Source organism: Polynucleobacter sinensis, assembly GCF_001595985.1.
Lineage (GTDB): Bacteria > Pseudomonadota > Gammaproteobacteria > Burkholderiales > Burkholderiaceae > Polynucleobacter > Polynucleobacter sinensis.
Map to the genome: position 1 here is coordinate 300396 of NZ_LOJJ01000018.1, position 21837 is coordinate 322232.

The window sequence follows — 21837 nt, forward strand, 5'->3', positions numbered from 1 at the left end:
AGGTCTATAGCAATATGAAAAAGTACTTTATTGCGCTCTTGACTATCTTTAGTCTGGGGCAATTTGCATTTATCCCATTTGCATCTGCGCAAACCCCACGCGTATCCATTCCAGATTTTGCTGATTTGGTTGAGCGCGCCAGCCCAGCGGTTGTGAATATTCGAACCACGGAAAAAGTGATGGTTCAGCAATCTCAAGGGGGCATCCCTGGAATGCCTGAAGATCAGGCGGAGTTCTTCCGACGTTTCTTTGGGGTTCCTATTCCCGGCTTGCCTGGCACGCCAAAGCAAGCGCAACCAAATTCAGGAAAACCACAAGAGGCTGATCGTGGCGTGGGTTCAGGCTTCATTATTGACTCTAATGGTTTAATTTTGACAAATGCCCACGTTGTAGAGGGCGCCAATACGATTTATGTCACATTGACTGATAAGCGTGAGTACAAGGCCAAGTTGCTCGGCATGGATAAGCGCACCGATGTAGCGGTTGTGAAGATTGATGCTCGTGATTTACCCAGACTGCCATTGGGCGATTCTTCTCGGGTAAGGGTAGGAGAGTGGGTTCTTGCAATTGGCTCTCCATTTGGACTCGAAAATACGGTGACTGCCGGAATTGTCTCCGCTAAGAGTCGCGATACTGGTGACTACTTGCCATTCATTCAGACTGATGTAGCGGTAAATCCAGGTAACTCTGGGGGCCCTTTACTCAATACTGCTGGTCAAGTTATCGGCATTAATTCTCAAATCTTTAGTCGCTCCGGCGGCTACATGGGAATCTCGTTTGCTATTCCGATTGATGAGGCGATGCGTGTTGCTGATCAGTTACGCACTAACGGCAGGATGACGCGCGGCCGTATCGGTGTTGCTTTAGGCGAGATGACTAAAGAGATTGCTGAGAGTTTAGGTCTTGGCAAGCCGCGTGGCGCTTATGTGCGAAATGTTGAGCCTGGTGGCCCTGCGGCTGCCGGCGGAGTCGAATCGGGTGATGTGATTTTGAGCTTTAATGGGCGCGATATTGCCAAATCTACCGATTTACCAAGGGCTGTTGGCGATACCAAGCCGGGAACTAGTGCAAGTCTTCAAGTTTGGCGTAAGGGTGCCACAAAGGATTTGATGGTTACAGTGGCTGATACGGAGTCTGGTCAAGCGGTAGCTAAGAAATCAGATAGCTCCGGCTCTAGTGGTGGGAATGTCAATTCCCTGGGCGTGGCTGTTTCAGAGCTTTCCGATAGCAAGAGGCGGGATTTAAACATCCGTGGTGGCGTTGAGGTTACCGCTCTTGGTGAGGGCCCTCTGGGGCGTGCTGGAGTACGCCCTGGGGATGTAATTATTCGGGTTGCCGATACTGATATCAGTGGTGTAAAGCAGTTTGAGGGCCTGGTTAAGGGCTTGGAGGCCAATAAGACGGTTCCAGTATTTGTTCGCCGGGCTGATAGCACCATGGTGATTCCCGTAAGGCCAAAATAGTTAAAAACCTCGGTTTTTAACTAGAAAAAAAGGGTTTGGCGCTCTTTGGGCGCCACCCATTACAATCGCTTTAAGACGACTTTTTGCAGCGCATCATTGTGGTGCGTTCTGACAAGGCGTTTTTTGAAGACCACTTAAGACGCTATGGATTTAATCCGCAATTTTTCTATCATCGCTCATATCGATCACGGTAAATCAACACTTGCTGATCGCATCATTCAATTATGTGGCGGTCTCTCCGATCGTGAAATGGAAGCCCAGGTTTTGGACTCGATGGATATCGAGCGTGAACGTGGCATCACCATTAAAGCCCAAACTGCGGCTCTGACCTACAAGTCAAAGGATGGTAAGACTTACAACATTAACTTAATTGATACGCCAGGACACGTTGACTTCTCTTATGAGGTAAGTCGCTCTTTATCAGCGTGCGAAGGCGCATTGCTCGTAGTCGATGCGAGTCAGGGTGTGGAGGCGCAAACGGTTGCCAATTGCTATATGGCTCTGGAGTTGGGTGTTGAGGTGGTGCCAGTTCTGAATAAGATTGATTTACCTCAGGCTGATCCTGAGCGCGCCAAAAAAGAAATTGAAGATGTCATTGGGATTGATGCATCTGATGCGGTGACATGCTCGGCTAAAACAGGTTTGGGCGTTCAGGATGTGATTGAAGAAATGATTGCTCGCGTCCCTCCGCCAAAGGGAAGCGCTGTCGATCCGTTGCAGGCTTTAATTATTGATTCATGGTTTGACAACTATGTTGGCGTTGTGATGTTGGTACGCGTTGTCAATGGCACCTTAAAACCAAAAGAAAAAATTACCTTAATGGCCAATGGCTCAAGTCATTTGGTTGAGCATGTGGGTGTGTTTAGTCCCAAGTCTGTTGACCGCCCAGAGTTATCCGCCGGTCAAGTGGGTTATGTGATTGCTGGTATTAAAGAGTTAAAAGCTGCTAAGGTAGGCGATACGGTGACGCATTCTCCTGGGCAGCAAGGCCGAGTTCCGGCTACAGTGCCTCTCCCAGGCTTTAAAGAGGTGAAGCCACAAGTTTTTGCTGGTTTGTATCCGGTTGAGTCAAGCGAGTACGACCAATTACGGGAATCTTTAGAGAAGCTGCAATTAAATGATGCCTCGCTCTTGTATGAGCCAGAGGTTTCACAGGCTCTTGGCTTTGGCTTCCGCTGCGGCTTCTTAGGTTTGTTGCACATGGAAATCGTGCAAGAGCGTTTAGAGCGCCAGTACGGCATGAATCTCATCACTACCGCTCCAACAGTGGTATATCAGGTTGAGCAGTCTGATGGTTCAGTCATCCTAGTGGATAACCCATCGAAGATGCCAGAAGCTAGCAAGATTAATACAATTCTGGAGCCTATTGTTACGGTCAATTTGTACATGCCGCAAGAGTATGTTGGCTCAATCATTACTTTGTGCGTTGGTAAGCGCGGTATTCAGATGGATATGAACTATCTGGGGCGCCAAGTCAAATTGACTTATGAATTACCAATGGCCGAGATTGTGTTGGATTTCTTTGACAAAATGAAATCGATCTCACGTGGCTATGCATCCATGGATTATGAGTTCAAAGAATATCGCCCGGCCGATGTTGTGAAGGTGGATATCCTGATTAACGGTGAGCGAGTCGATGCGCTGTCCGTGATTGTGCATAGAAGTAATAGTCAGCATCGTGGACGCGAAGTGGTCGCCAAGATGCGCGGCATTATTCCGCGTCAAATGTTTGATGTGGCGATTCAGGCGGCCATTGGTAGCAACATTGTGGCTCGTGAGAATGTCAAAGCGTTGCGTAAGAACGTTTTGGCCAAATGTTATGGTGGAGATATTTCTCGTAAGCGTAAGTTGCTGGAGAAACAAAAAGAAGGTAAGAAACGAATGAAGCAAGTGGGTAACGTGGAGATTCCACAAGAGGCCTTCTTGGCAATTTTGCAGGTGGATGACTAATGAACTTTGCGCTAATCCTTTTTATCTTGGTGCTTGTATCTGGAGTTGCCTGGGTTGCTGATCGAATCTACTTTGCGCCACAAAGACGAGCAGCCGGCATTGATCGCATGCCTTTATGGCTGGAATATACCGCAGGCTTCTTTCCAGTAATTTGTGCGGTATTTATATTGCGCTCATTTATTGCTGAGCCATTTAAAATTCCTTCAGGTTCGATGATTCCGACCTTGCAGATTGGGGACTTTATCCTGGTGAATAAATTCACCTATGGTATTCGTTTGCCAGTTATTAATAAGAAGGTTGTAGAGCTGGGTTCACCAAAACGTGGTGATGTTGTGGTGTTTCGTTACCCACGTGATGAGTCGGTGGATTACATTAAGCGGATTGTGGCATTGCCAGGAGATACGATTCAGTATCAAGATAAACGTTTAACAGTCAACGGACAGCCGCTTCAGTACAGTGGCGGTGAATCTTACCTCGATCCAGAGAGTATGCGTTACGCCAAGCGTTTTACTGAGTCATTTCCTATCGATCTTGGTGGGAATCGGCATGAGATTTTGAATGATCCTGATCGTCCGGCGGGAAATTTTCCTGCTGAGCGCTTCCCAGGATTTGAAAATTGCCAATACATCGATGCGGGAATTAATTGCACTGTACCGGTAGGTCATTACTTTGCTATGGGTGATAACCGTGACAATAGCGCCGACTCTCGTTATTGGGGGTTTGTTCCGGATAAAAATATTGTTGGTAAAGCCTTCTTTGTTTGGCTGAACCTGGGAAATCTTGGCCGTATTGGCGGCTTCGAATAAAGCCATGAATGCCCGCGCCGTAATCGAGACCGCACCGCTTCAAGCGCAACTTGGCTACACCTTTAAAAAAGTCGAGCTGCTCAATCAGGCGCTGACTCATCGTAGCCATAGTAAAAAGAATAACGAGCGCCTAGAGTTCTTGGGCGATTCCATTTTGAACTGCGTGGTTGCAGAAATGCTTTACGAACGTTATTCAGATTTGGACGAGGGTGATCTCTCTCGAGTCCGCGCAAATCTGGTCAAGCAACAAGCCTTATATGAGATCGCACAAACTCTATCTTTATCTGATTACTTACGACTAGGTGAAGGCGAGCTCAAGAGTGGTGGATTTCGTCGACCATCTATATTGGCTGATACCCTGGAGGCTGTAACAGGAGCGATCTTTTTGGACGGTGGATTTGATGCTGCTAAAACCTGTTTGCGCAAACTCTATTCCATTATTTTGGCTAATGTTGATCCAAAAACACTTGGTAAGGATGACAAAACGCTGCTTCAAGAGTGCTTACAGAGCTATCAATTCCCTTTGCCAACCTACAATGTTGTGGGAACTAGTGGTGCTGCGCACAATCAGCAGTTTGAGGTTGAATGTTTGATTCCCAATCTCAAGGTGTCAGTAAAGGGTGAGGGTGCATCTCGGCGGGCTGCTGAACAGGCTGCTGCTAAGTTGGCCCTGATCGCTGCTCAGAAGGTGTTGCCACAAGCATTGGGTAAGCCTAAAAAAACCCGGTCTGCCAAAAAGAAAGCTGCAAAAAAAGTGGCAACTGAAGAGCAATTAAATCTTAAGCTGAAGGGCTAATCGTGTTTAGATGCGGCACTATCGCCATTGTCGGGCGTCCCAATATGGGCAAATCGACTCTATTGAATGCTTTGGTTGGTCAGAAGATCAGCATTACTTCCCGTAAGGCGCAAACCACGCGGCATCGTATTTTGGGAATTCAGAATCGTGAGGAAGCGCAGTTTATCTTCATTGATACGCCGGGCTTTCAAACGCGTTTAATGAACACTCTCAACAAGGCCCTGAACCGCACCGTGACTACTGCACTACAGGACGTCAACGTCGCATGCTTTGTCGTTGAGGCGGGATATTTTGGTGAGGATGATAAAAAAGTACTGCGTTTGCTTCCGAATGATTTGCCAGTGGTACTGGTCTTGAACAAATTAGACTTATTCAATAGCCGTTTTCAGACTCCTTCTGAGCGTGATCAGGCTTTACTCAATTTCATGAAGGAAATGAGCCAGCCATGGAGTGAGCTTGGTGGCCATGAAGACCAAAGCAAATGTGAATTTGCTGAGATTGTGCCGATGAGTGCTAAAAGTCCTGCAGATATTCAAAGGCTATTGGATGTGCTGGAAGGGTATTTGCCTGAGGCGCCACCAGTCTATGATGGCGATACATTAACGGATCGTAGCGAGCGTTTCCTGGCCGCAGAGATTTTGCGTGAAAAGGTTTTTCGTTTCACGGGTGAAGAATTGCCCTATACCAGCACAGTCGTAATTGATCAGTTCAAGATGGATGGCAAGATGCGTCGAATCGCGGCTACGATTTTGGTTGATCGCGATAGCCACAAGGCAATGATTATTGGTCAAAAGGGTGAGCGTCTGAAAAAGATTTCGACTGATGCCCGCATTGATATGGAAAAGCTTTTTGACGGCAAAGTATTTTTAGAGACCTGGGTTAAGGTCAAGCGTGGGTGGGCTGATGATCGCGCTGAGTTACGGGCGCAAGGACTAGAGTAATTTTTCATGGCGTCGATTCGTGTTTCTGACGAACCTGCTTTTGTATTGCATAGCATTCCTTACAAGGAAACTAGCTTAATTCTTGATGTCTTTACGCGGCAATATGGGCGCATGGCTTTGATCGCCAAGGGTGCTAAACGACCGCACTCAACTTTGCGCCCAGTATTGCAACGTTTCCAACCGCTGCTAGTGTCTTGGAGTGGTAAATCAGAATTGCGCACTCTCACGAAGTCTGAATGGGTGGGTGGCACACCATCCTTAGTTGGTGATGCGCTCCTTTGTGGTTTTTATCTCAATGAGCTTTTAGTTAAATTTTTGGCTCGGGAAGATGAATATGAAAAACTCTATGATCACTACACCGATACTATTTCTGCGTTGTCAAACCTGGAATTCGAGTCTAAGGGTTTAGAAGAGATTCTGCGCCCCTTTGAGTTAACGCTACTTCAAGAAACGGGCTATGCAGCTGCTCTTGATCGCTGTGTTGAAACCAATAGTGCTCCGATATCGGAAGAGCAATATGTGTATCAGCCAGAGCGTGGTGTAAGGCCTGCTCAAGGTGATGACCCTGGGCACTGGCCAGTATTAAGCGGCCGATCATTGTTGGCGATTGCGGCGGGAGACTTTTCTCATCCAGAGACGCTTTCTGAGAGTAAACAATTGATGCGTTTCTTGCTGGGATTACATCTTCAGGACCAAGTCTTGACTACGCGCCAAATTTTGATTGATTTGAAGAAAATCTAGTAATCTACGCAGATGAATAGCTCCCAAACTCTTGAACTGGGTATCAATATTGATCATGTCGCTACCTTGCGTAATGCGAGGGGCACGGCTTATCCAGATCCATTGAGGGCTGCGCGCTTGGCTGAGGAGGCGGGCGCAGATTTAATCACCCTGCATTTGCGTGAAGACCGGCGCCATATAAAGGATGCGGATTTATTGGCCCTACGCCCATTGATCAAAACGCGTATGAATTTAGAGTGCGCCGTGACTCCCGAAATGATTAATATCGCCTGCCAGGTAAAGCCCCATGATGTCTGTCTTGTGCCAGAAAAGCGCGAAGAAGTCACGACTGAGGGTGGGCTCGATGTGGTTGGTCATTTTCAGGCTGTGAAAGAGGCTACCTCTTTGCTGCAGAGCGCTGGAATTCGGGTATCGCTATTTATTGATCCAGAAGAGAAGCAAATTCAGGCTGCTAAAGATGTTGGTGCTACTGTTGTGGAATTGCATACTGGACGTTACGCAGATTTGTCGGGTGATCAACAAGCCAAAGAACTCGAGCGTATTCGTCGGGCGGCTCAGTTTGGCAAAGGGCTTGGTTTGCGCGTGAATGCGGGCCATGGCCTGCATGAGGGCAATGTAATGCCGGTAGCCGCAATTACAGAACTTTCTGAGCTCAATATTGGTCATGCCATTGTTGCTGAGGCCTTATTCAAGGGATGGCAAAAAGCAATCGCCGATATGAAGACTCTGATGGCTCAGGGTAGAGCGAATGCCGCACAAAAGAGCTCTAAATGATCATCGGTATCGGTACAGACATTTTGCAAATAGAGCGCCTTCAGGCTGCCTATGATCGTACTCATGGCCGCCTGGCTGAAAAGGTCCTTGGCCCCGACGAATTCATTATCTTTAAGCAGCGCCTCGCAAGAAATCACAAGCGGGGAATCGCTTTTCTGGCAACCCGTTTTGCAGCAAAAGAAGCCTTCTCTAAGGCAATTGGTCTCGGGATGAGAATGCCGATGACTTGGCGTTCTTTGCAGACGCTCAATGAACCTAGTGGTAAGCCAGTGACATCCTATTTGGGTGCGCTCTCACAGTTTATGCAGGAGCGAAACTGGGAGGCTCAGGTCACTGTGAGTGACGAGCAAGACATGGCGATTGCCCATGTCATCGTAGTTCAAAAATAACCACCGATATTAAGAGGAATGCATGAGTAAGACGACTATGAATCCAGGCCCAATTACCTTGGATGTTGTTGGTCTAGAGTTAAACGCCGAAGATCGCCGTCGTATCTTGCATCCATTGACTGGTGGTGTCATTCTTTTTGGTAGAAACTTTTCTAATCGCAAACAACTAACTAAGCTGTCAGCCCAAATTAAAAAATTGCGCCCAGACGTATTAATTTCTATTGATCATGAGGGTGGTCGGGTGCAGCGCTGTAAGACAGATGGTTTTACTCATCTCCCAGCAATGCGCAAATTGGGCGAGCTCTGGTCTGCAAAGAGTGATGACTCTCATTCTGCGGCTTCAGCTGCGCAAGCAATGGCCGCAGCTACTGCCTGTGGCTATGTCTTGGCTACTGAGTTACGGGCTTGCGGAGTCGACTTTAGCTTTACTCCAGTTCTGGATTTGGATTTTGGACGTAGTGGCGTCATTGGCGATCGCTCATTTAGTCGCGATCCTCAAATTACATTTGCACTCGCCAAGAGTTTGAATGAGGGCTTGCGTCTAGCTGATATGGCCAACTGCGGTAAGCACTTTCCGGGTCATGGCTGGGCTGAGGCGGATTCCCATGTTGCCATTCCAGTTGATGAGCGCTCTTTGAGTGAGATTCTTGGTGACGATGCGAAGCCTTATGAGTGGCTAGATCTCAGCTTGGCTTCAGTTATGCCTGCTCATGTGATTTATCCCAAGGTAGATAAAAATCCCGCAGGATTTTCCAATATCTGGCTGCACTCTATCTTGCGCCAAGAGTTAGGGTTTGAGGGGGTTATTTTCAGTGATGATCTCTCCATGGAAGGTGCTAGCGTTGCTGGTTCCGTCGTTAAGGGCGCAGAGCTCGCGCTTAATGCTGGCTGTGATGCGGTACTAATTTGCAATCGTCCAGATTTGGCAGATCAATTGCTCTCTGAGCTGAAGGTGACAAAGGCAAAGCAATTGGAATCTGCTAAGCGCTTAAATCGATTGATGCCCAAGTCAACTGCTCTCTCATGGGATGAGTTGCAAAAAGAGGCCGAGTATCAACATGCTAAGGGCTTATTAAAGCAATTAAATCTCATTGCTTAGAGACATGTACCAAGACGGTATCAAATCAGTATTTAATTAGCATCAATCTCAGCGCCCATTAAAAAAGCCCAGCAAGCTGGGCTTTTGTAGTACTTGCGAGCTAATTAGTTAGCGCGGCTACGATATTCACCAGTGCGAGTATCGATTTCAATCTTGTCACCTGTATTGCAGAACAAAGGCACTTGTAATTCATAGCCAGTTGCAAGCTTTGCGGTCTTCAATACTTTGCCGGAGCTGGTGTCACCCTTCACTGCTGGCTCTGTGTAAATGATTTCACGAACCAAAGAGTTAGGCATTGCTACTGAAAGTGCTTTCCCTTCGTAGAAAACAACTTCGCATGGCATGCTCTCTTCGAGATAGTTCAGTGCATCACCCATGAACTCAGCCTCAACTTCGTATTGGTTGTAATCAGAATCCATGAATACATACATTGGGTCTGCAAAATAAGAGTAGGTGCACTCTTTCTTGTCGAGAATCACTACATCAAACTTGTCATCAGCTTTAAATACGCCTTCGTTTGGCGCGCCAGTTAACAAGTTCTTAAATTTCATTTTCACAACGGAAGAGTTGCGGCCTGAGCGGCTATATTCGGCTTTTAAAACGACCATGGCATCAGTGCCGATCATCACTACGTTACCAACGCGGAGTTCTTGTGCTGTTTTCATCTTGCTATTCCTGGGGGCAGAGCTTATTTTCTGCGGTTTTTATCAAAAACAAGATTGTAACCGCCTGTATGCCTTTATTGCTTGGGTTTAGGCGATAAAGCGAATTAGACGCGCTGGCAAGCCGCCATCCCCATGCTTTTTGAGTAAATGGGCGCGCCAGAGCTTGGCATGTGCATTCCAGGCATCTAAAGACTCAAGCCATTGGCTGGGCATCCCCCAGGTCATGGCGTTAATTACGGCAAGTCTGAGTGCTTGTGGGGTGTTATCGAGATAAAGGTCTAAGAAGGCTGCTAATTTGACTTCGTGAGCACGATCTTTTTGTTGATAGATATGCCAAATAAACGGTTTGCCGGCGAGTTGCGCTCTAACAAATGAATCCTCGCCACGCACAATATTGAAGTCGCACTGGGTTAGCACCCAGTCATATTCATCCTGAGAAACGAATGGAATGGAGATCAACTGAATCGATTTTGGCAGGATGATAGGTTTGCTCGTGCTTAATTTCAACTGCTCAAGCTGGCCATGAGTCAATAGAATGTCAAAATTCTCGCCTGAGTTAGCTAAATCCTCAAGCCATCTTAAGAGTGGTGCATCTGGATAGCAAAAGACGCTGATACGTTTCGCATGAGGTCTTAATTGAGCCCAGCAAGATTGGAGATCTTCTGGAGTGAGTTTTTCGGATTCATGGACTTCTGATGGAATAGGGTCTAGCAATAGTCCGCCAACCTCATCCTGAAAGCCCGGAAAGAAAAAATACTTTGGGATGCCGTGCGATTGGGGTGAAGGTTTTCCATGAAACTCCGCTATCCAAGGTTCCGCGCTTAAATATTCCAGGTTAAGAATGATGGGCTTTACGGGTGCGATAAAGAGACCTGCCATATACCGCGCTGGCAACTCGCAGCCAAAAGCCTCAATCACGACATCGGGCGTTTGAACTGGGTGTCGAGCATTGACATGGCTAGCCTCCCATGGCTGGATATCAATTTTTTGTTTAATCGATTGATCTACGCCAGAAGCGAGTAAATTAAGGGTTGGCAGATCGTCGCAGAAAATGCGCACCTCTTGGCCATGAAGACTTGTTAAGCTTCTCGCTAGACGCCAGCAAACACCAGCATCACCATAGTTGTCTACGATTTGACAGAAAATATCCCAACGCATGACTAATTCGCTTTTTGAAACCCTTCAGCAGGATGTTAAACGGCTACCCGGATTGCCGGGGGTATATCGCTTCTTTGATGAAGCTGGACACATTTTGTATGTCGGCAAGGCGCGCAACCTAAAAAAACGCGTTTCAAGCTACTTTCAGCGTAAACAACTGTCGCCACGTATAGAGCTCATGGTTGGAAAAATTGCCCGCTATGAAACTACAGTAACACGCTCTGAAACAGAAGCTTTAATTTTAGAGAATAACCTGATTAAGGAGTTGGCCCCGCCATTCAATATCCTATTTAGGGATGATAAGTCTTATCCATATGTGATGTTGACTGGACATCAATTTCCTAGGCTTGCATCGTACCGTGGCAAGGTGGATAAACGTAATCATTATTTTGGACCATTTCCCAACTCTTGGGCGGTGCGCAACAGCGTACAGATTTTGCAAAAAGTCTTTCGTCTGAGAACTTGTGAGGATTCCGTATTTAAAAATCGCAGTAGACCTTGTCTGCTTCATCAAATTCATCGCTGTAGTGCACCTTGCGTGGGCCGCTTAAGTGTCGAGCAGTATGGCCAAGATGTAGCGCAAGCAACACGATTCCTAGAGGGCGACCATAGTCGCGTGCTATCGGAATTGGAAAAAAAGATGCATGCCTATAGCGATGCAATGGAGTTTGAGATGGCTGCTGTGTTGAGGGATCGAATTGCAGATCTCTCTAGTGTTTTGCAACAGCAATCGATGGATACAGTGGCGGACGGCGAGGGTGATGTCGATGTGATTGCGGTTGCGCAATCGGAGGGTGTGGTATGCGTGAACTTAGCCATGATCCGTGGTGGTCGTCACTTGGGTGATAGGGCTTATTTCCCAAAAGGCTTGCGTTCTACCTCTGGTGAGCTTCCTCCGCCTGCAGAAATTCTTGAGGCATTTATTGCTCAGCATTACTTGGAGGAGAGAATGGATGGCGGAGAGGTAACAACGAATCTCATTCCACCAGTTCTCATCTTGAATCATTCATTGCGAAAACTGGGTGATGATGTTACTGCTGCACCTGAAGAGGAGTCTGCTCCTGAGAGTTTGCATGATTTGCTCAATGCACAGGCCGGTAAGCGCATTACCTTTCTTCATCAACCGCAAGGGCAGAGGCGACACTGGTTGGCAATGGCAGAAGGCAATGCAAAGATCGCGATTGCCAAGCGATTAGTTGAAACTGGTGGTCAGTTGGCTAGAGCACGTTCGCTTGCAGACATTTTAGGTTTGGAGTTGGAGAGTCTTGAGCAGCTTCGGATTGAGTGTTTTGATATTAGCCACACATCAGGTGAGGCAACCCAAGCGTCTTGTGTGGTTTATGCCAAGAATGCAATGCAGCCCAGTGAATATCGTCGCTTTAATATCAACGACATTACCCCTGGAGATGATTATGCAGCGATGCGTCAAGTTTTACAAAGGCGCTATGCTAACTTTCAGGAGTTACCTGTTGAAAAGATTCCGCAAGTTATCTTAATTGACGGTGGTAAAGGGCAGGTGGAGATGGCGAGACAAGTTCTTTCCGAGTTTGGGATGGATACCGGCTTGATTGTCGGGGTCGCAAAAGGGGAGGGGCGCAAGGTGGGGCTGGAGACGCTTATCTTTGCGGATGACCGTAAACCACTTGAGCTGGGTATTGATAGTGCAGCATTGCTCCTTGTTGCCCAGATTCGTGATGAGGCCCATCGGTTTGCCATCACTGGGATGCGTGCCAAGCGCGCAAAAGCGAGAACGGTTTCTCAATTGGAGGAAATAGAGGGTATTGGAGCAAAGCGCAGGCAAAAATTACTCGCCCGCTTTGGTGGTTTGCGTGGAGTCGCGAATGCCACTATTGAAGAAATTGCGAGCGTAGAGGGGATTTCAACTGCCCTGGCCGAGCAAATTTATCGGCAGCTACATTGATTTCCGACTCTCACTAGTTTGGTTTATCCTTAAGCCATGCCCTTTAATCTACCCATCGCCTTAACTTGGTTGCGTGTCGCTGCAATTCCTCTCGTTGTCGCGGTGTTTTATTTGCCCAATAGCTGGCTAGCTCCTTTCGACAAGAATCTCGCAGCTACGGTGATTTTTGTTTTTGCAGCGGTGACCGACTGGTTAGATGGATTCTTGGCTCGCAAAATGAAGCAAGAATCGGCATTTGGTCAATTTTTAGATCCAGTGGCTGACAAGTTAATCGTAGCTGCATCCTTACTGGTTTTGCTGAACATGGATCGCGTTCAAGTTTGGGTAGCTTTAATCATTATTGGTCGTGAAATTACCATATCAGCCTTAAGAGAGTGGATGGCACTTTTGGGGGCAGGTAAAAGTGTTGCTGTTCATATGGTTGGTAAGCTCAAAACCACGGCGCAGCTTGTAGCAATTCCTTTTTTATTGCTGAATGACACTCTGTTTGGCTGGTTAAATTGCGCTCAAGTAGGTACGTGGTTAATCTGGGTTGCATCCTTTTTGACGCTGTGGTCAATGTTCTATTACATGAAAAAGGCCTTGCCTCAGCTCGTTCATAATGCTGAATAAAGCTCATTAACCCATAGCTGACAAGGGTTTGACGTCAACATCAGCCCCTGATTTTTTAATCTTCTCTAGAAATAATGCGCTTCCTAAAATAGTTTGTTAAACTACTGCCCTGTTATGCGGGAATAGCTCAGCTGGTAGAGCGATACCTTGCCAAGGTATAGGTCGGGAGTTCGAACCTCCTTTCCCGCTCCAAGTTCGATGGGAAGCCCTAAAAAGCTTCCCATTTTTGATTCAGGCATATGGCGCGTTGGCCGAGTGGTTAGGCAGGAGCCTGCAAAGCTTCGTACGGGGGTTCGATTCCCTCACGCGCCTCCATAAATCTTATGGGGGCTAATTGATTGTGCGGACACCTTTATTTTCTATGAGCTGCATTCTTGATTAAGGCCACTCCCATGTCCATGAAAACAGTATTAGTTACAGGCGGGTCGGGTTACATTGGCTCCCACACCTTAATTAGCTTATTGCAAGCTGGTATGTCTGTCGTTGTTCTCGATAATTTGTGTAATAGTAAAAAAGAGGTTATTGACAGAGTTCAGTACATCACCCAAAAAACGATCGCATTTATTGAGGGCGATATACGCGATCGCAAAGTATTAAAAGCAATCTTTAAAGATTACCCAATTGACGCCGTCATCCATTTTGCTGGACTAAAGGCGGTAGGTGAGTCCGTTGCAAATCCCCTGAGTTACTTTGATAACAATGTGGGTGGTAGTCTAGTTCTGTTTGAAGAGATGGCTCAGGCCAATGTAAAAAAATTGGTCTTTTCTTCATCAGCTACGGTATATGGTGATGCCAAAACCATGCCTATCTCTGAAGATTTTCCGCTCCAAACTTTAAATCCATACGGTCGTAGTAAGTTAATGGTTGAGAATATTCTGCGTGACCTATTTCATTCCGATCCAGCTTGGCGCATCTCTCTTTTGCGCTACTTCAATCCAGTTGGGGCGCATGAGTCTGGATTAATTGGAGAAGATCCTTCTGGAGCGCCCAATAATTTAATGCCCTTTGTGGCGCAAGTAGTTTCCGGCCAGCAAAAAGAGTTATTGGTTTTTGGAGATGACTATGAAACCAAAGATGGTACCGGCGTTCGGGACTATATCCATGTTCAAGATTTAGCAGAAGGCCATTTGGCAGCCCTCCAATACATCGAGCGAGAGCCTGGCTTAGTTGCAGTGAATTTGGGAACAGGAAGGGGATATAGCGTTTTCGAAATGATTGAAGCATTTGAAAAGGTATCCGGTAAAAAGGTATCCTTTAAAGTGGTGGCTCGTCGCCCTGGCGATATAGCAGTTTGCTATGCCGATCCTGCATTAGCAAAAAAGCTGTTTGCTTGGGAGGCAAAGCTAGACATTGATCGCATGTGTGAGGATGCTTGGCGCTGGCAGCAACAAAGCGCCAATGCGGCGCATCAGTAAAGGTGATATGGCGCATCGCCTTTGCAAGAATTTTTCAAACCACGCTGGGTTAGGGTGAGAACTTTAAGTTGTAACCGTTCATTGGGACTGCTAAGAGACCTTTAAATAATCTAGTCGTGACCCCCGTTCTGCAGATCTCAAAATCCATTCTTGACGTATTGCGCTTCTCCCATAAAATGATTCTATTTAGTACTCAGGTGATCCCATCATGACCCAAGCTCCTTTCTTAAGGCTTTGCATCACACTTTCTTTAGTATTTTTATTGGGTGCTTGCGCATCTTCAGGTGACTCTCCAACTGGCACCCCAAGCGAAGTTCAGGAAATCCAGTCACAACTCTTGGGGGACATGCCGTTGCCCGCTGCCTCTAAAATGATTGGTTCTGATTCACTCATTATTGGCCGTGGTGACAACTGGGTGGGTCGCGTTGTTTTATCTGGCGTGCAAACCCCTACTGATATTTACGCATTCTTCCAGGCCGAGTATCCAAAAGCAGGGTGGACAACCGTGAGTGCAGTGAAATCTAAAACCAGTATTTTGGTTTTCACTAAAGGGGACCGTACCTCTACTGTTGAGGTGGGCGAAGGTTCTTTTACGGGTCCAAAAACAATCATCACAATCACCGCGTCACCCAAGAATGCAAATGTTATTGCGCCTAGCAAGAAATAGCATCAAATTGAGCGGCGTAGCAATAAAAAAGGCCTGAACTGAGGCCTTTTGCTTTAGGCCTTGAGCTTATAAGCCTCCAGCTCTGATGAGGCCTACAGCTTGACCCTCAATAGCAAAGTTAGGTTGACGGCTATCGACCAGAATATTTTTAAAGTCTGGGTTCTCAGCTTGTAATTCAATCACCATGCCCTCTGCAGTTTTCTTTTGATTCCAACGCTTGACAGTGACTTCATCATCTAAACGTGCCACCACAATATCTCCATTGCGCACTTCAGATGTTTTTCTAACAGCCAAATAATCGCCATCCAAAATACCGGCATCGCGCATGCTCATCCCTTGTACTTTCAAAAGGTAATCAGCGCCTTTGCTAAATAAACTCGGATCAATCGGCACTTGTTTTTCAATATGCTCCACTGCCATGATCGGCGATCCCGCAGCAACGCGACCAATGAGAGGGAGGGTGAGTTGCTGAAGTGCGCCAGAAGGCAAGGACAGCTGACGATATTTATTTGAGTGGTGGGATTGGTTAAAGCGTTGCGGAATTCGGATACCGCGCGAAGTACCCGGAGTAAGTTCGATGTAACCTTTTTTTGCTAATGCGCGCAGATGCTCTTCAGCTGCATTAGCCGAGGCAAAGCCAAGTCGAGTGGCAATCTCTGCTCGTGTCGGTGGTAGACCGCTATCTTCAATCGCATTCGTAATGAGATCGAGGATCTCACTTTGGCGCGGGGTGAGTTTGGGTAGAGCAGCTAGCTCCTCGGGGAAATCGACTGTATTTATGTCCATACTGGGATTGTATACAGCACTATTTGATAATTCAAGTAGTTTGGCGATGGATAATGGGGCATGAGTACAAATTCAAACAGCCTGGAAAACACGCCCCATATCCTTGTTTTGGGAATGGGCGGCACTATTGCCGGTCTTGCATCCAAGCCAGAAGATAATCCGTTGGATTATCGGGCTGGCCAAGTCGGAGTGGATTCACTGTTAACTCACATTGAGTCAGCACTTCCCAGTGGCTTGACCTTGGTGTCAAAGCAGGTGGCTAATATCAATAGCCGTAATCTTTCTGAAGAGTTACTGACGGAGCTTGGAAACGTTGTGAGGAGTGCTCTAGCTAGCCCTCTGGTGATGGGGATTGTGATTACTCATGGTACAGATACCCTTGAGGAAACTGGCATTTTCCTTCAATTGACTTGCGGAACGCATGCTCTTGATTTGGGTAAACGGGTGATTTTGACAGGTGCGATGTTGCCTAGTAATGCGCCACGGGCCGACGGCCCATCGAACCTCTTGGATGCGATTCGTTGGGTCTCAACCCCAATAGATAATTGCCCTGGGGGCATTTACGGGGTGATGGCTGGTCGAGGCTGCTTAGCTATGGATTTGGCTAAGCGCCATACATCGGCACTCAACGCCCCCATTAAAGATTCCCCCAGCAGTTCTGTCGGTTTGATTAACCCTTCGTGGTTATCTGGGGTCAAGGCTATTCAGGCTGCTTGGACTGAAGATTTGCCAATTCCCCAGGCAGATACCTGGCCTTGGGTTGAGATTTTGACAAGCCATGCGGGCGCGCGAGCCCAAACCATTACCCATTGGATTAAAGCCAATGTAGATGGTCTAGTGTTGGCTGGGTCCGGTATCGGTGGATTTCATGATGTTTGGCGGACACCCCTGGATGAGGCCTCCTCCAAGGGAATTGCTTTAGTCAGATCTAGTAGAACTGGTAGCGGTTTGACCTACCAAGATATTCCAGAGAAGGATGGGGTGGGTTGCCTTGCTGCTGGTAGTCTAGCTGCGCCGAAGGCAAGAATCGCATTGCAATTGGCGATTTATGCGGCAAAACAGGCAAATTTAACCGGTAAACCCCTGACTTGGCAGGATTTTTTTGCTAGAATAGCGGACTTACCTGAAATTAGGTAAGGGTCTTAATAAGCAGTAAATGTGTGTTGTAAGCAGTACGTACAATTTGTTACTACCTTGTCACACTGGCGCTAACTTCAACAACCATCGGAGGTTAGCAAGACGCCCAGGTGACTATATCCTTAAGGAGTGTTAGATGCGTCATTATGAAATCGTCTTTATCGTCCATCCGGACCAAAGCGAGCAAGTGCCTGCAATGATTGATCGCTATAAAGCGACATTAGCAGCTGCTGGCGGCAAAGTTCACCGTATTGAAGACTGGGGTCGTCGTCAGATGGCTTACATGATCGACAAGCTTGCTAAAGCCCACTACGTTTGCATGAATATTGAGTGCGACCAGAAGACTCTGGAAGAGCTCGAGCATGCGTTCAAATTTAACGATGCTGTTTTGCGTCACCTCATCATCAAGACTAAGAAAGCTGAAACAGAGCCTTCCATCATGATGAAAGAAGTGCAACGCGAAGAAGCGCGCAAATCAGCTCAAACCGACGCTCCTGTAGCAGCGGCTTAAGTTAGAAATTTGAAGAGGAATACACAGACTAGAAAACGTATCAGAGTGACGGAGCGGCGTTGAATCATTTCACCCTAACTGCATTCTTGGTATCTAAAGACGCAATTCGATTTACACCAGCAGGAATACCGGTGATGCATTGTCAGCTAGAACATAGCGGTCAAGTAAACGAGGTAGGAGTCGCGAGGAAAATTCAGATGAGCGTTGAAGCCATAGCAATCGGCCCAATACAAAAGGGCCTAGAGCAAATGGACTTAGGAGCCGAGGCAGTGTTTGAGGGATTCTTAGCACCCAAGACTCTACGTAATCAAAGACTTGTTTTCCACATTACCCATATTCAATTGAAAAATTAAAAGAGGAAATCATCATGGCGTTTGGAAAGAAACCCGATTTCAAAAAGAAACCAGCTCAGAACCCATTGTTCAAGCGTAAGCGTTATTGCCGTTTCACTGTTGCTGGCGTAGAACAGATTGACTACAAAGATGTAGATACATTGAAGGACTTTATTGGCGAAAACGCCAAAATTACTCCTGCACGTTTGACAGGCACAAAAGCAAAATATCAGCGTCAACTAGACACTGCTATTAAGCGTGCTCGTTACTTGGCTTTATTGCCATTCTCTGATCAACACAAGAAATAATTGGGAGCCCTCAATGCAAATCATTCTTTTAGAAAAAGTAATTAACCTGGGCAACCTTGGCGACATCGTGCGCGTGAAAGACGGTTACGCTCGTAATTTCCTAATCCCACAACGTAAAGCTCGTCGTGCAACTGAAACAGCAATCGCTGACTTTGCAGTGCGTCGTGCTGAGTTGGAAAAATTGGCTGCTGAGAAATTGGCTGCTGCAGAAGCGGTTGGCGCAAAGCTCAAAGACTTGGTTCTTGAAATCGGTCAAAAAGCTGGCGTTGACGGTCGTTTGTTTGGTTCAGTAACTAACCATGACATCGCTGATGCATTGAAAGCTAAGGGCTTCACAATTGAAAAGGCTTCTGTACGTATGCCTACTGGCCCGTTGAAGATGGTTGGTGACCACCCTGTAGCGGTAGCTGTTCATACCGATGTAGTGGCTGACATCACTATCCGTGTAGTTGGCGAGCAGGCGTAAGTTTAGATCTTAGGTTTAAGCAAATACTAGCCTCATGGCTGAATCCCGTTCACGTACCTTTACGCCAAATCCAGGCATGATGGGTTCTGGGGATACAGCCTTGCAGGCTTTAAAAGTACCACCGCATTCTGTAGAGGCCGAGCAATCTTTGCTCGGCGGTCTGCTGATAGATAACGCAGCCTGGGATCGTCTGGGTGGCGTATTAACGGATAAAGATTTCTATCGTCCTGAACATGCTCTGATCTATAAGGTCATTCAGCGTTTAGTTGGCGACAACCATCCCGCCGATGTCATTACCGTGCATGAGGCCGTGAAGTCTGAGCAGGGTGGCGATTTAGTTGGTATCGATTACCTCAACTCTTTAGCGCAAAGTACTCCAAGCGCGGCAAACATTAAAGGTTATGCCGATATTGTTCGTGATCGCAGTATTTTGCGTCGCCTCATCGAGGTATCTGACAATATTGTCAATTCTGCATTTGTTCCTGAAGGCCGTTCGGTAAGAACTCTGTTGGATGAGGCTGAATCCCGCATTTTGCAGATTGGCGAAGAGGGTAGTCGTAAAGCCGACTATCTCGAGATTGAGCCATTACTGAGAACAGTTGTTGCTCGTATTGATGAGCTCTATAACCGCCAAGGTGGTAGCGACATCACTGGTATTGCCACAGGCTTTATCGATTTAGACAAACAAACCAGTGGCTTGCAAAAGGGTGACTTGGTGATTGTCGCGGGAAGACCATCGATGGGTAAGGCGCAACCGCTAGACGCTAAAGTCAAGACGGTTGATGGCTGGAAATTGATGGGCGACTTGCGTTTTGGCGATCGCCTAGCTTCTGTGGATGGCCAGCATTCCATGGTTACTGGAATCTACCCGCAAGGCACTAAGCAAATATATAAAGTCACCTTTTCTGATGGTCGCGAAGCTGAGTGCTGCGATGAGCATCTATGGCGCGTGATGTATCGCGATTGGTCGGAACCTCGCGTAATCAACACTGCTCGCTTAATGGAGATGTTGCAGTGTGTTCGATATAAAAACAGATTGTGGATCGATCCTGTCTCCGGTGATTTCGGTCATTCGAATGAACTGCCCGTGAATCCTTGGGTTTTAGGCGCGTTGCTTGGCGATGGCACTTTGGCTTTATCTCACAGCAGTGTGATGTTCTCGACAAAGTCACCTGAGCTTGTGGAACGCATGAATGAGCTGGCTGGCTATGAGATGGAATTAGTTCATGCGAATGCATACGACTGGAGATTGGTCTCCAAAGCTAGAATCGCTGCTAATGGCCAACGTCGGTCTGTGCCGACAAATCATTTCCGCTCGGCCTTGCGAGATTTAGGTGTGCTGGGTTGCAGGAGTTTTGATAAACATATTCCCGCAACCTATCTTGAGGCGAACAAGGCTTCCCGTCTAGCGCTATTCCAGGGTCTTATGGATACCGACGGCTGGATTGAGAAGTGGGGCTCTATCCGTTTTTGTACTGCTAGTAAGCAATTGTCGGAAGATGTTGCATCCTTAGCTAGATCATTGGGTGGCTTTTGCTCGGTCGCACAAAAACAATCTAGCTATACATACAAAGGTGAGAAGAAGAGCGGGCGCTTAGCCTATATTCTTAACATGAGTTTTGGCCCTGATTTTGAGGCTTTTACTTTGCCAGAAAAGAGGGAAAGGCTCAAGGCAAGCTGGACTCGCCAGCGCAGACTTTCCTTTAGAAGTATCGAGCCAGCTAGATTTGCGGAAGCTCAGTGTATTTCAGTAAGTCACCCGGATAGAACGTACGTTACTAATGAGTACGTTGTGACTCATAACACTGCATTCGCATTAAATATTGCCGAAAACGTAGCTCTGGCCGAAGGATTGCCCGTCGTTGTCTTCTCGATGGAGATGTCTGGCGAACAATTGGCGGCCCGTTTATTGGGTTCAGTTGGGCGCGTTGATCAAGGTCGTATGCGTACCGGTAAATTGCAAGATGATGAGTGGCCACGCGTTACCGATGCTATTGCTCGTTTAAGTAATACTCAAATTTTGATTGATGAGACTGGTTCTCTATCGAGTTTAGAGTTACGTGCACGTGCGAGACGTATTGCCCGTAATTTTGGCGGCACCCTTGGTTTAGTGGTGATTGACTATTTGCAGCTCATGAGTGGATCAGGATCTGAGAACCGTGCCACTGAGATTTCAGAGATTTCGCGCTCACTTAAATCACTCGCAAAAGAATTGCAGTGCCCCGTAGTTGCTTTATCACAGCTAAATCGTGGTCTTGAACAGCGCCCCAACAAGCGTCCAATCATGTCTGATTTGCGAGAGTCTGGAGCGATCGAGCAGGATGCCGACTTAATTATGTTTATTTATCGTGATGAGGTTTATCACCCCGATACCACAACAGATAAAGGTGTGGCAGAAATTATTATTGGTAAGCAGCGTAACGGTCCAATTGGAACTGTTCGATTGAGCTGGCAGGGTCCATATACCAAGTTCGATAACTTAGCGATGGGTTCAGTTGGCTACTCTTCTGGCGGATACGAGCCGTTTTAATCTTTCGGCCTGAAGGGCAGCTTGTTGATAAAAAAATAAAGCCTCGCAATGCGAGGCTTTATTCGTAAGGGATTCTCTAATTACTTAGCGTCACGCTCACACTTTTTCACAAAGGCATCTTTGGCTGCGCCGTGTAACGGCTTGCCATCTTTACTCAATGCGCGAGCCTCACAGCCCGCATCGGCTTTTGCACCACCCATACATTTCTTGATGGAGGCATCTTTGGCTGCGCCATATAAGGGCTTACCATCCTTGCTTACTGCCTTAGCTTCACAAGCAGCTTGATCAGCGAAAGCATAAGTAGGAATAGCAAAACTAAATGCAATACTTAGGGCGATGATGATTTTCTTCATATTCACTTCTCCTGGTT

At 47.0% G+C, this 21837-nt stretch carries 23 protein-coding genes and 2 tRNA genes; 21 read left to right on the top strand and 4 right to left on the bottom strand.

Annotated features, from left to right (window positions below; genetic code table 11):
- The first annotated feature begins 14 nt into the window (after positions 1 to 14).
- The 9 genes from AOB49_RS11440 (at position 15) to nagZ (ending at position 8959) form a co-directional block, all read left to right on the top strand.
- Positions 15 to 1463 carry a DegQ family serine endoprotease gene (locus AOB49_RS11440; RefSeq protein ID WP_062311194.1) on the top strand — a complete coding sequence of 483 codons (1449 nt, stop codon included), beginning with the start codon at positions 15 to 17 and terminating at the stop codon, positions 1461 to 1463.
- 144 nt (positions 1464 to 1607) lie between these two features.
- Positions 1608 to 3413: a translation elongation factor 4 gene (lepA, locus tag AOB49_RS11445; RefSeq protein WP_062311196.1), complete on the top strand. Its 1806-nt coding sequence runs from the start codon at positions 1608 to 1610 to the stop codon at positions 3411 to 3413.
- Positions 3413 to 4219, top strand: coding sequence for a signal peptidase I (gene lepB / locus AOB49_RS11450; RefSeq protein WP_062311198.1), 807 nt, complete (start codon positions 3413 to 3415; stop codon positions 4217 to 4219). Before lepA ends, lepB begins: the two co-directional genes overlap by 1 nt.
- Positions 4220 to 4241: 22 nt before the next feature.
- Entirely contained in the window at positions 4242 to 5015 is a 774-nt protein-coding gene (gene rnc / locus AOB49_RS11455; RefSeq protein ID WP_407070237.1) for a ribonuclease III, read from the top strand.
- A 44-nt stretch (positions 5016 to 5059) separates the two neighbouring features.
- The gene (gene era, locus AOB49_RS11460) at positions 5060 to 5956 is read left to right on the top strand and encodes a GTPase Era (protein ID WP_245640686.1); all 897 of its coding nucleotides are present in this window, start codon (positions 5060 to 5062) and stop codon (positions 5954 to 5956) included.
- 6 nt (positions 5957 to 5962) lie between these two features.
- Positions 5963 to 6697: a DNA repair protein RecO gene (recO, locus tag AOB49_RS11465; protein ID WP_062311203.1), complete on the top strand. Its 735-nt coding sequence runs from the start codon at positions 5963 to 5965 to the stop codon at positions 6695 to 6697.
- Positions 6698 to 6709: 12 nt separating this feature from the next.
- A complete protein-coding gene (gene pdxJ / locus AOB49_RS11470) occupies positions 6710 to 7471 on the top strand; it encodes a pyridoxine 5'-phosphate synthase (protein WP_062311205.1) in 762 nt (253 codons plus the stop codon).
- The gene (acpS, locus tag AOB49_RS11475) at positions 7468 to 7860 is read left to right on the top strand and encodes a holo-ACP synthase (protein WP_062311207.1); all 393 of its coding nucleotides are present in this window, start codon (positions 7468 to 7470) and stop codon (positions 7858 to 7860) included. The genes pdxJ and acpS overlap by 4 nt, the downstream gene beginning before the upstream one ends.
- Positions 7861 to 7882: 22 nt before the next feature.
- The gene (gene nagZ, locus AOB49_RS11480) at positions 7883 to 8959 is read left to right on the top strand and encodes a beta-N-acetylhexosaminidase (protein ID WP_062311209.1); all 1077 of its coding nucleotides are present in this window, start codon (positions 7883 to 7885) and stop codon (positions 8957 to 8959) included.
- Between the two features lie 104 nt (positions 8960 to 9063).
- Here nagZ and efp read toward each other — a convergent pair whose 3' ends face one another.
- Both efp and earP read right to left on the bottom strand, forming a co-directional pair.
- The gene (gene efp / locus AOB49_RS11485; RefSeq protein WP_062311211.1) at positions 9064 to 9624 is read right to left on the bottom strand and encodes an elongation factor P; all 561 of its coding nucleotides are present in this window, start codon (positions 9622 to 9624) and stop codon (positions 9064 to 9066) included.
- A gap of 87 nt (positions 9625 to 9711) precedes the next feature.
- Entirely contained in the window at positions 9712 to 10782 is a 1071-nt protein-coding gene (gene earP, locus AOB49_RS11490) for an elongation factor P maturation arginine rhamnosyltransferase EarP (RefSeq protein WP_062311213.1), read from the bottom strand.
- Between earP and uvrC the strand changes: the two genes are divergently transcribed.
- The 6 genes from uvrC to AOB49_RS11520 all read left to right on the top strand — a co-directional run bounded on the left by uvrC (position 10781) and on the right by AOB49_RS11520 (position 15397).
- Positions 10781 to 12703, top strand: coding sequence for an excinuclease ABC subunit UvrC (gene uvrC, locus AOB49_RS11495; RefSeq protein ID WP_062311215.1), 1923 nt, complete (start codon positions 10781 to 10783; stop codon positions 12701 to 12703). The two genes, earP and uvrC, sit on opposite strands and share 2 nt — an antisense overlap.
- A 36-nt stretch (positions 12704 to 12739) precedes the next feature.
- Complete coding sequence (pgsA, locus tag AOB49_RS11500) at positions 12740 to 13315, top strand: CDP-diacylglycerol--glycerol-3-phosphate 3-phosphatidyltransferase (protein WP_062311217.1); 576 nt, start codon at positions 12740 to 12742, stop codon at positions 13313 to 13315.
- Between the two features lie 116 nt (positions 13316 to 13431).
- Positions 13432 to 13507: transfer RNA gene (locus tag AOB49_RS11505), tRNA-Gly, on the top strand.
- A 49-nt stretch (positions 13508 to 13556) separates the two neighbouring features.
- A tRNA-Cys gene (locus AOB49_RS11510) sits at positions 13557 to 13630 on the top strand.
- A gap of 77 nt (positions 13631 to 13707) precedes the next feature.
- On the top strand, positions 13708 to 14730 hold the full coding sequence (gene galE, locus AOB49_RS11515) for a UDP-glucose 4-epimerase GalE (RefSeq protein WP_216634741.1): 1023 nt from the start codon (positions 13708 to 13710) through the stop codon (positions 14728 to 14730).
- Positions 14731 to 14938: 208 nt separating this feature from the next.
- A complete protein-coding gene (locus AOB49_RS11520) occupies positions 14939 to 15397 on the top strand; it encodes a hypothetical protein (RefSeq protein WP_062311221.1) in 459 nt (152 codons plus the stop codon).
- Between the two features lie 66 nt (positions 15398 to 15463).
- On the opposite strand, the gene lexA is transcribed toward AOB49_RS11520, so the two are convergent.
- A complete protein-coding gene (gene lexA, locus AOB49_RS11525) occupies positions 15464 to 16183 on the bottom strand; it encodes a transcriptional repressor LexA (RefSeq protein WP_062311223.1) in 720 nt (239 codons plus the stop codon).
- 60 nt (positions 16184 to 16243) lie between these two features.
- Here lexA and AOB49_RS11530 point away from each other — a divergent pair, with 60 nt between their 5' ends.
- From AOB49_RS11530 to dnaB, 6 genes are all read left to right on the top strand, one after another.
- A complete protein-coding gene (locus tag AOB49_RS11530; protein WP_062311225.1) occupies positions 16244 to 17320 on the top strand; it encodes an asparaginase in 1077 nt (358 codons plus the stop codon).
- Positions 17321 to 17456: 136 nt separating this feature from the next.
- Positions 17457 to 17831 (top strand): 30S ribosomal protein S6, encoded by a 375-nt coding sequence (rpsF, locus tag AOB49_RS11535; protein WP_062311227.1) that lies wholly within the window; start codon positions 17457 to 17459, stop codon positions 17829 to 17831.
- Positions 17832 to 17890: 59 nt separating this feature from the next.
- The gene (priB, locus tag AOB49_RS11540; RefSeq protein ID WP_062311228.1) at positions 17891 to 18184 is read left to right on the top strand and encodes a primosomal replication protein N; all 294 of its coding nucleotides are present in this window, start codon (positions 17891 to 17893) and stop codon (positions 18182 to 18184) included.
- 14 nt (positions 18185 to 18198) lie between these two features.
- Complete coding sequence (rpsR, locus tag AOB49_RS11545) at positions 18199 to 18471, top strand: 30S ribosomal protein S18 (RefSeq protein ID WP_011902267.1); 273 nt, start codon at positions 18199 to 18201, stop codon at positions 18469 to 18471.
- A 13-nt stretch (positions 18472 to 18484) separates the two neighbouring features.
- The gene (gene rplI, locus AOB49_RS11550) at positions 18485 to 18937 is read left to right on the top strand and encodes a 50S ribosomal protein L9 (RefSeq protein ID WP_062311230.1); all 453 of its coding nucleotides are present in this window, start codon (positions 18485 to 18487) and stop codon (positions 18935 to 18937) included.
- 79 nt (positions 18938 to 19016) lie between these two features.
- Positions 19017 to 21467 carry a replicative DNA helicase gene (gene dnaB, locus AOB49_RS11555; protein WP_407070238.1) on the top strand — a complete coding sequence of 817 codons (2451 nt, stop codon included), beginning with the start codon at positions 19017 to 19019 and terminating at the stop codon, positions 21465 to 21467.
- 80 nt (positions 21468 to 21547) lie between these two features.
- Here dnaB and AOB49_RS11560 read toward each other — a convergent pair whose 3' ends face one another.
- On the bottom strand, positions 21548 to 21820 hold the full coding sequence (locus tag AOB49_RS11560; RefSeq protein WP_062311233.1) for a hypothetical protein: 273 nt from the start codon (positions 21818 to 21820) through the stop codon (positions 21548 to 21550).
- Positions 21821 to 21837 lie beyond the last annotated feature (17 nt).

Excerpts from the sequence above, each read along its gene's own strand:
- AOB49_RS11440 (WP_062311194.1), top strand. The coding sequence starts at position 15 with ATGAAAAAGTACTTTATTGCGCTCTTGACTATCTTTAGTCTGGGGCAA.
- lepA (WP_062311196.1), top strand. The coding sequence starts at position 1,608 with ATGGATTTAATCCGCAATTTTTCTATCATCGCTCATATCGATCACGGT.
- lepB (WP_062311198.1), top strand. The coding sequence starts at position 3,413 with ATGAACTTTGCGCTAATCCTTTTTATCTTGGTGCTTGTATCTGGAGTT.
- era (WP_245640686.1), top strand. The coding sequence starts at position 5,060 with ATGGGCAAATCGACTCTATTGAATGCTTTGGTTGGTCAGAAGATCAGC.
- recO (WP_062311203.1), top strand. The coding sequence starts at position 5,963 with ATGGCGTCGATTCGTGTTTCTGACGAACCTGCTTTTGTATTGCATAGC.
- pdxJ (WP_062311205.1), top strand. The coding sequence starts at position 6,710 with ATGAATAGCTCCCAAACTCTTGAACTGGGTATCAATATTGATCATGTC.
- acpS (WP_062311207.1), top strand. The coding sequence starts at position 7,468 with ATGATCATCGGTATCGGTACAGACATTTTGCAAATAGAGCGCCTTCAG.
- nagZ (WP_062311209.1), top strand. The coding sequence starts at position 7,883 with ATGAGTAAGACGACTATGAATCCAGGCCCAATTACCTTGGATGTTGTT.
- efp (WP_062311211.1), bottom strand. The coding sequence starts at position 9,624 with ATGAAAACAGCACAAGAACTCCGCGTTGGTAACGTAGTGATGATCGGC.
- uvrC (WP_062311215.1), top strand. The coding sequence starts at position 10,781 with ATGACTAATTCGCTTTTTGAAACCCTTCAGCAGGATGTTAAACGGCTA.
- earP (WP_062311213.1), bottom strand. The coding sequence starts at position 10,782 with ATGCGTTGGGATATTTTCTGTCAAATCGTAGACAACTATGGTGATGCT.
- pgsA (WP_062311217.1), top strand. The coding sequence starts at position 12,740 with ATGCCCTTTAATCTACCCATCGCCTTAACTTGGTTGCGTGTCGCTGCA.
- galE (WP_216634741.1), top strand. The coding sequence starts at position 13,708 with ATGTCCATGAAAACAGTATTAGTTACAGGCGGGTCGGGTTACATTGGC.
- AOB49_RS11520 (WP_062311221.1), top strand. The coding sequence starts at position 14,939 with ATGACCCAAGCTCCTTTCTTAAGGCTTTGCATCACACTTTCTTTAGTA.
- lexA (WP_062311223.1), bottom strand. The coding sequence starts at position 16,183 with ATGGACATAAATACAGTCGATTTCCCCGAGGAGCTAGCTGCTCTACCC.
- AOB49_RS11530 (WP_062311225.1), top strand. The coding sequence starts at position 16,244 with ATGAGTACAAATTCAAACAGCCTGGAAAACACGCCCCATATCCTTGTT.
- rpsF (WP_062311227.1), top strand. The coding sequence starts at position 17,457 with ATGCGTCATTATGAAATCGTCTTTATCGTCCATCCGGACCAAAGCGAG.
- rpsR (WP_011902267.1), top strand. The coding sequence starts at position 18,199 with ATGGCGTTTGGAAAGAAACCCGATTTCAAAAAGAAACCAGCTCAGAAC.
- rplI (WP_062311230.1), top strand. The coding sequence starts at position 18,485 with ATGCAAATCATTCTTTTAGAAAAAGTAATTAACCTGGGCAACCTTGGC.
- dnaB (WP_407070238.1), top strand. The coding sequence starts at position 19,017 with ATGGGTTCTGGGGATACAGCCTTGCAGGCTTTAAAAGTACCACCGCAT.
- AOB49_RS11560 (WP_062311233.1), bottom strand. The coding sequence starts at position 21,820 with ATGAAGAAAATCATCATCGCCCTAAGTATTGCATTTAGTTTTGCTATT.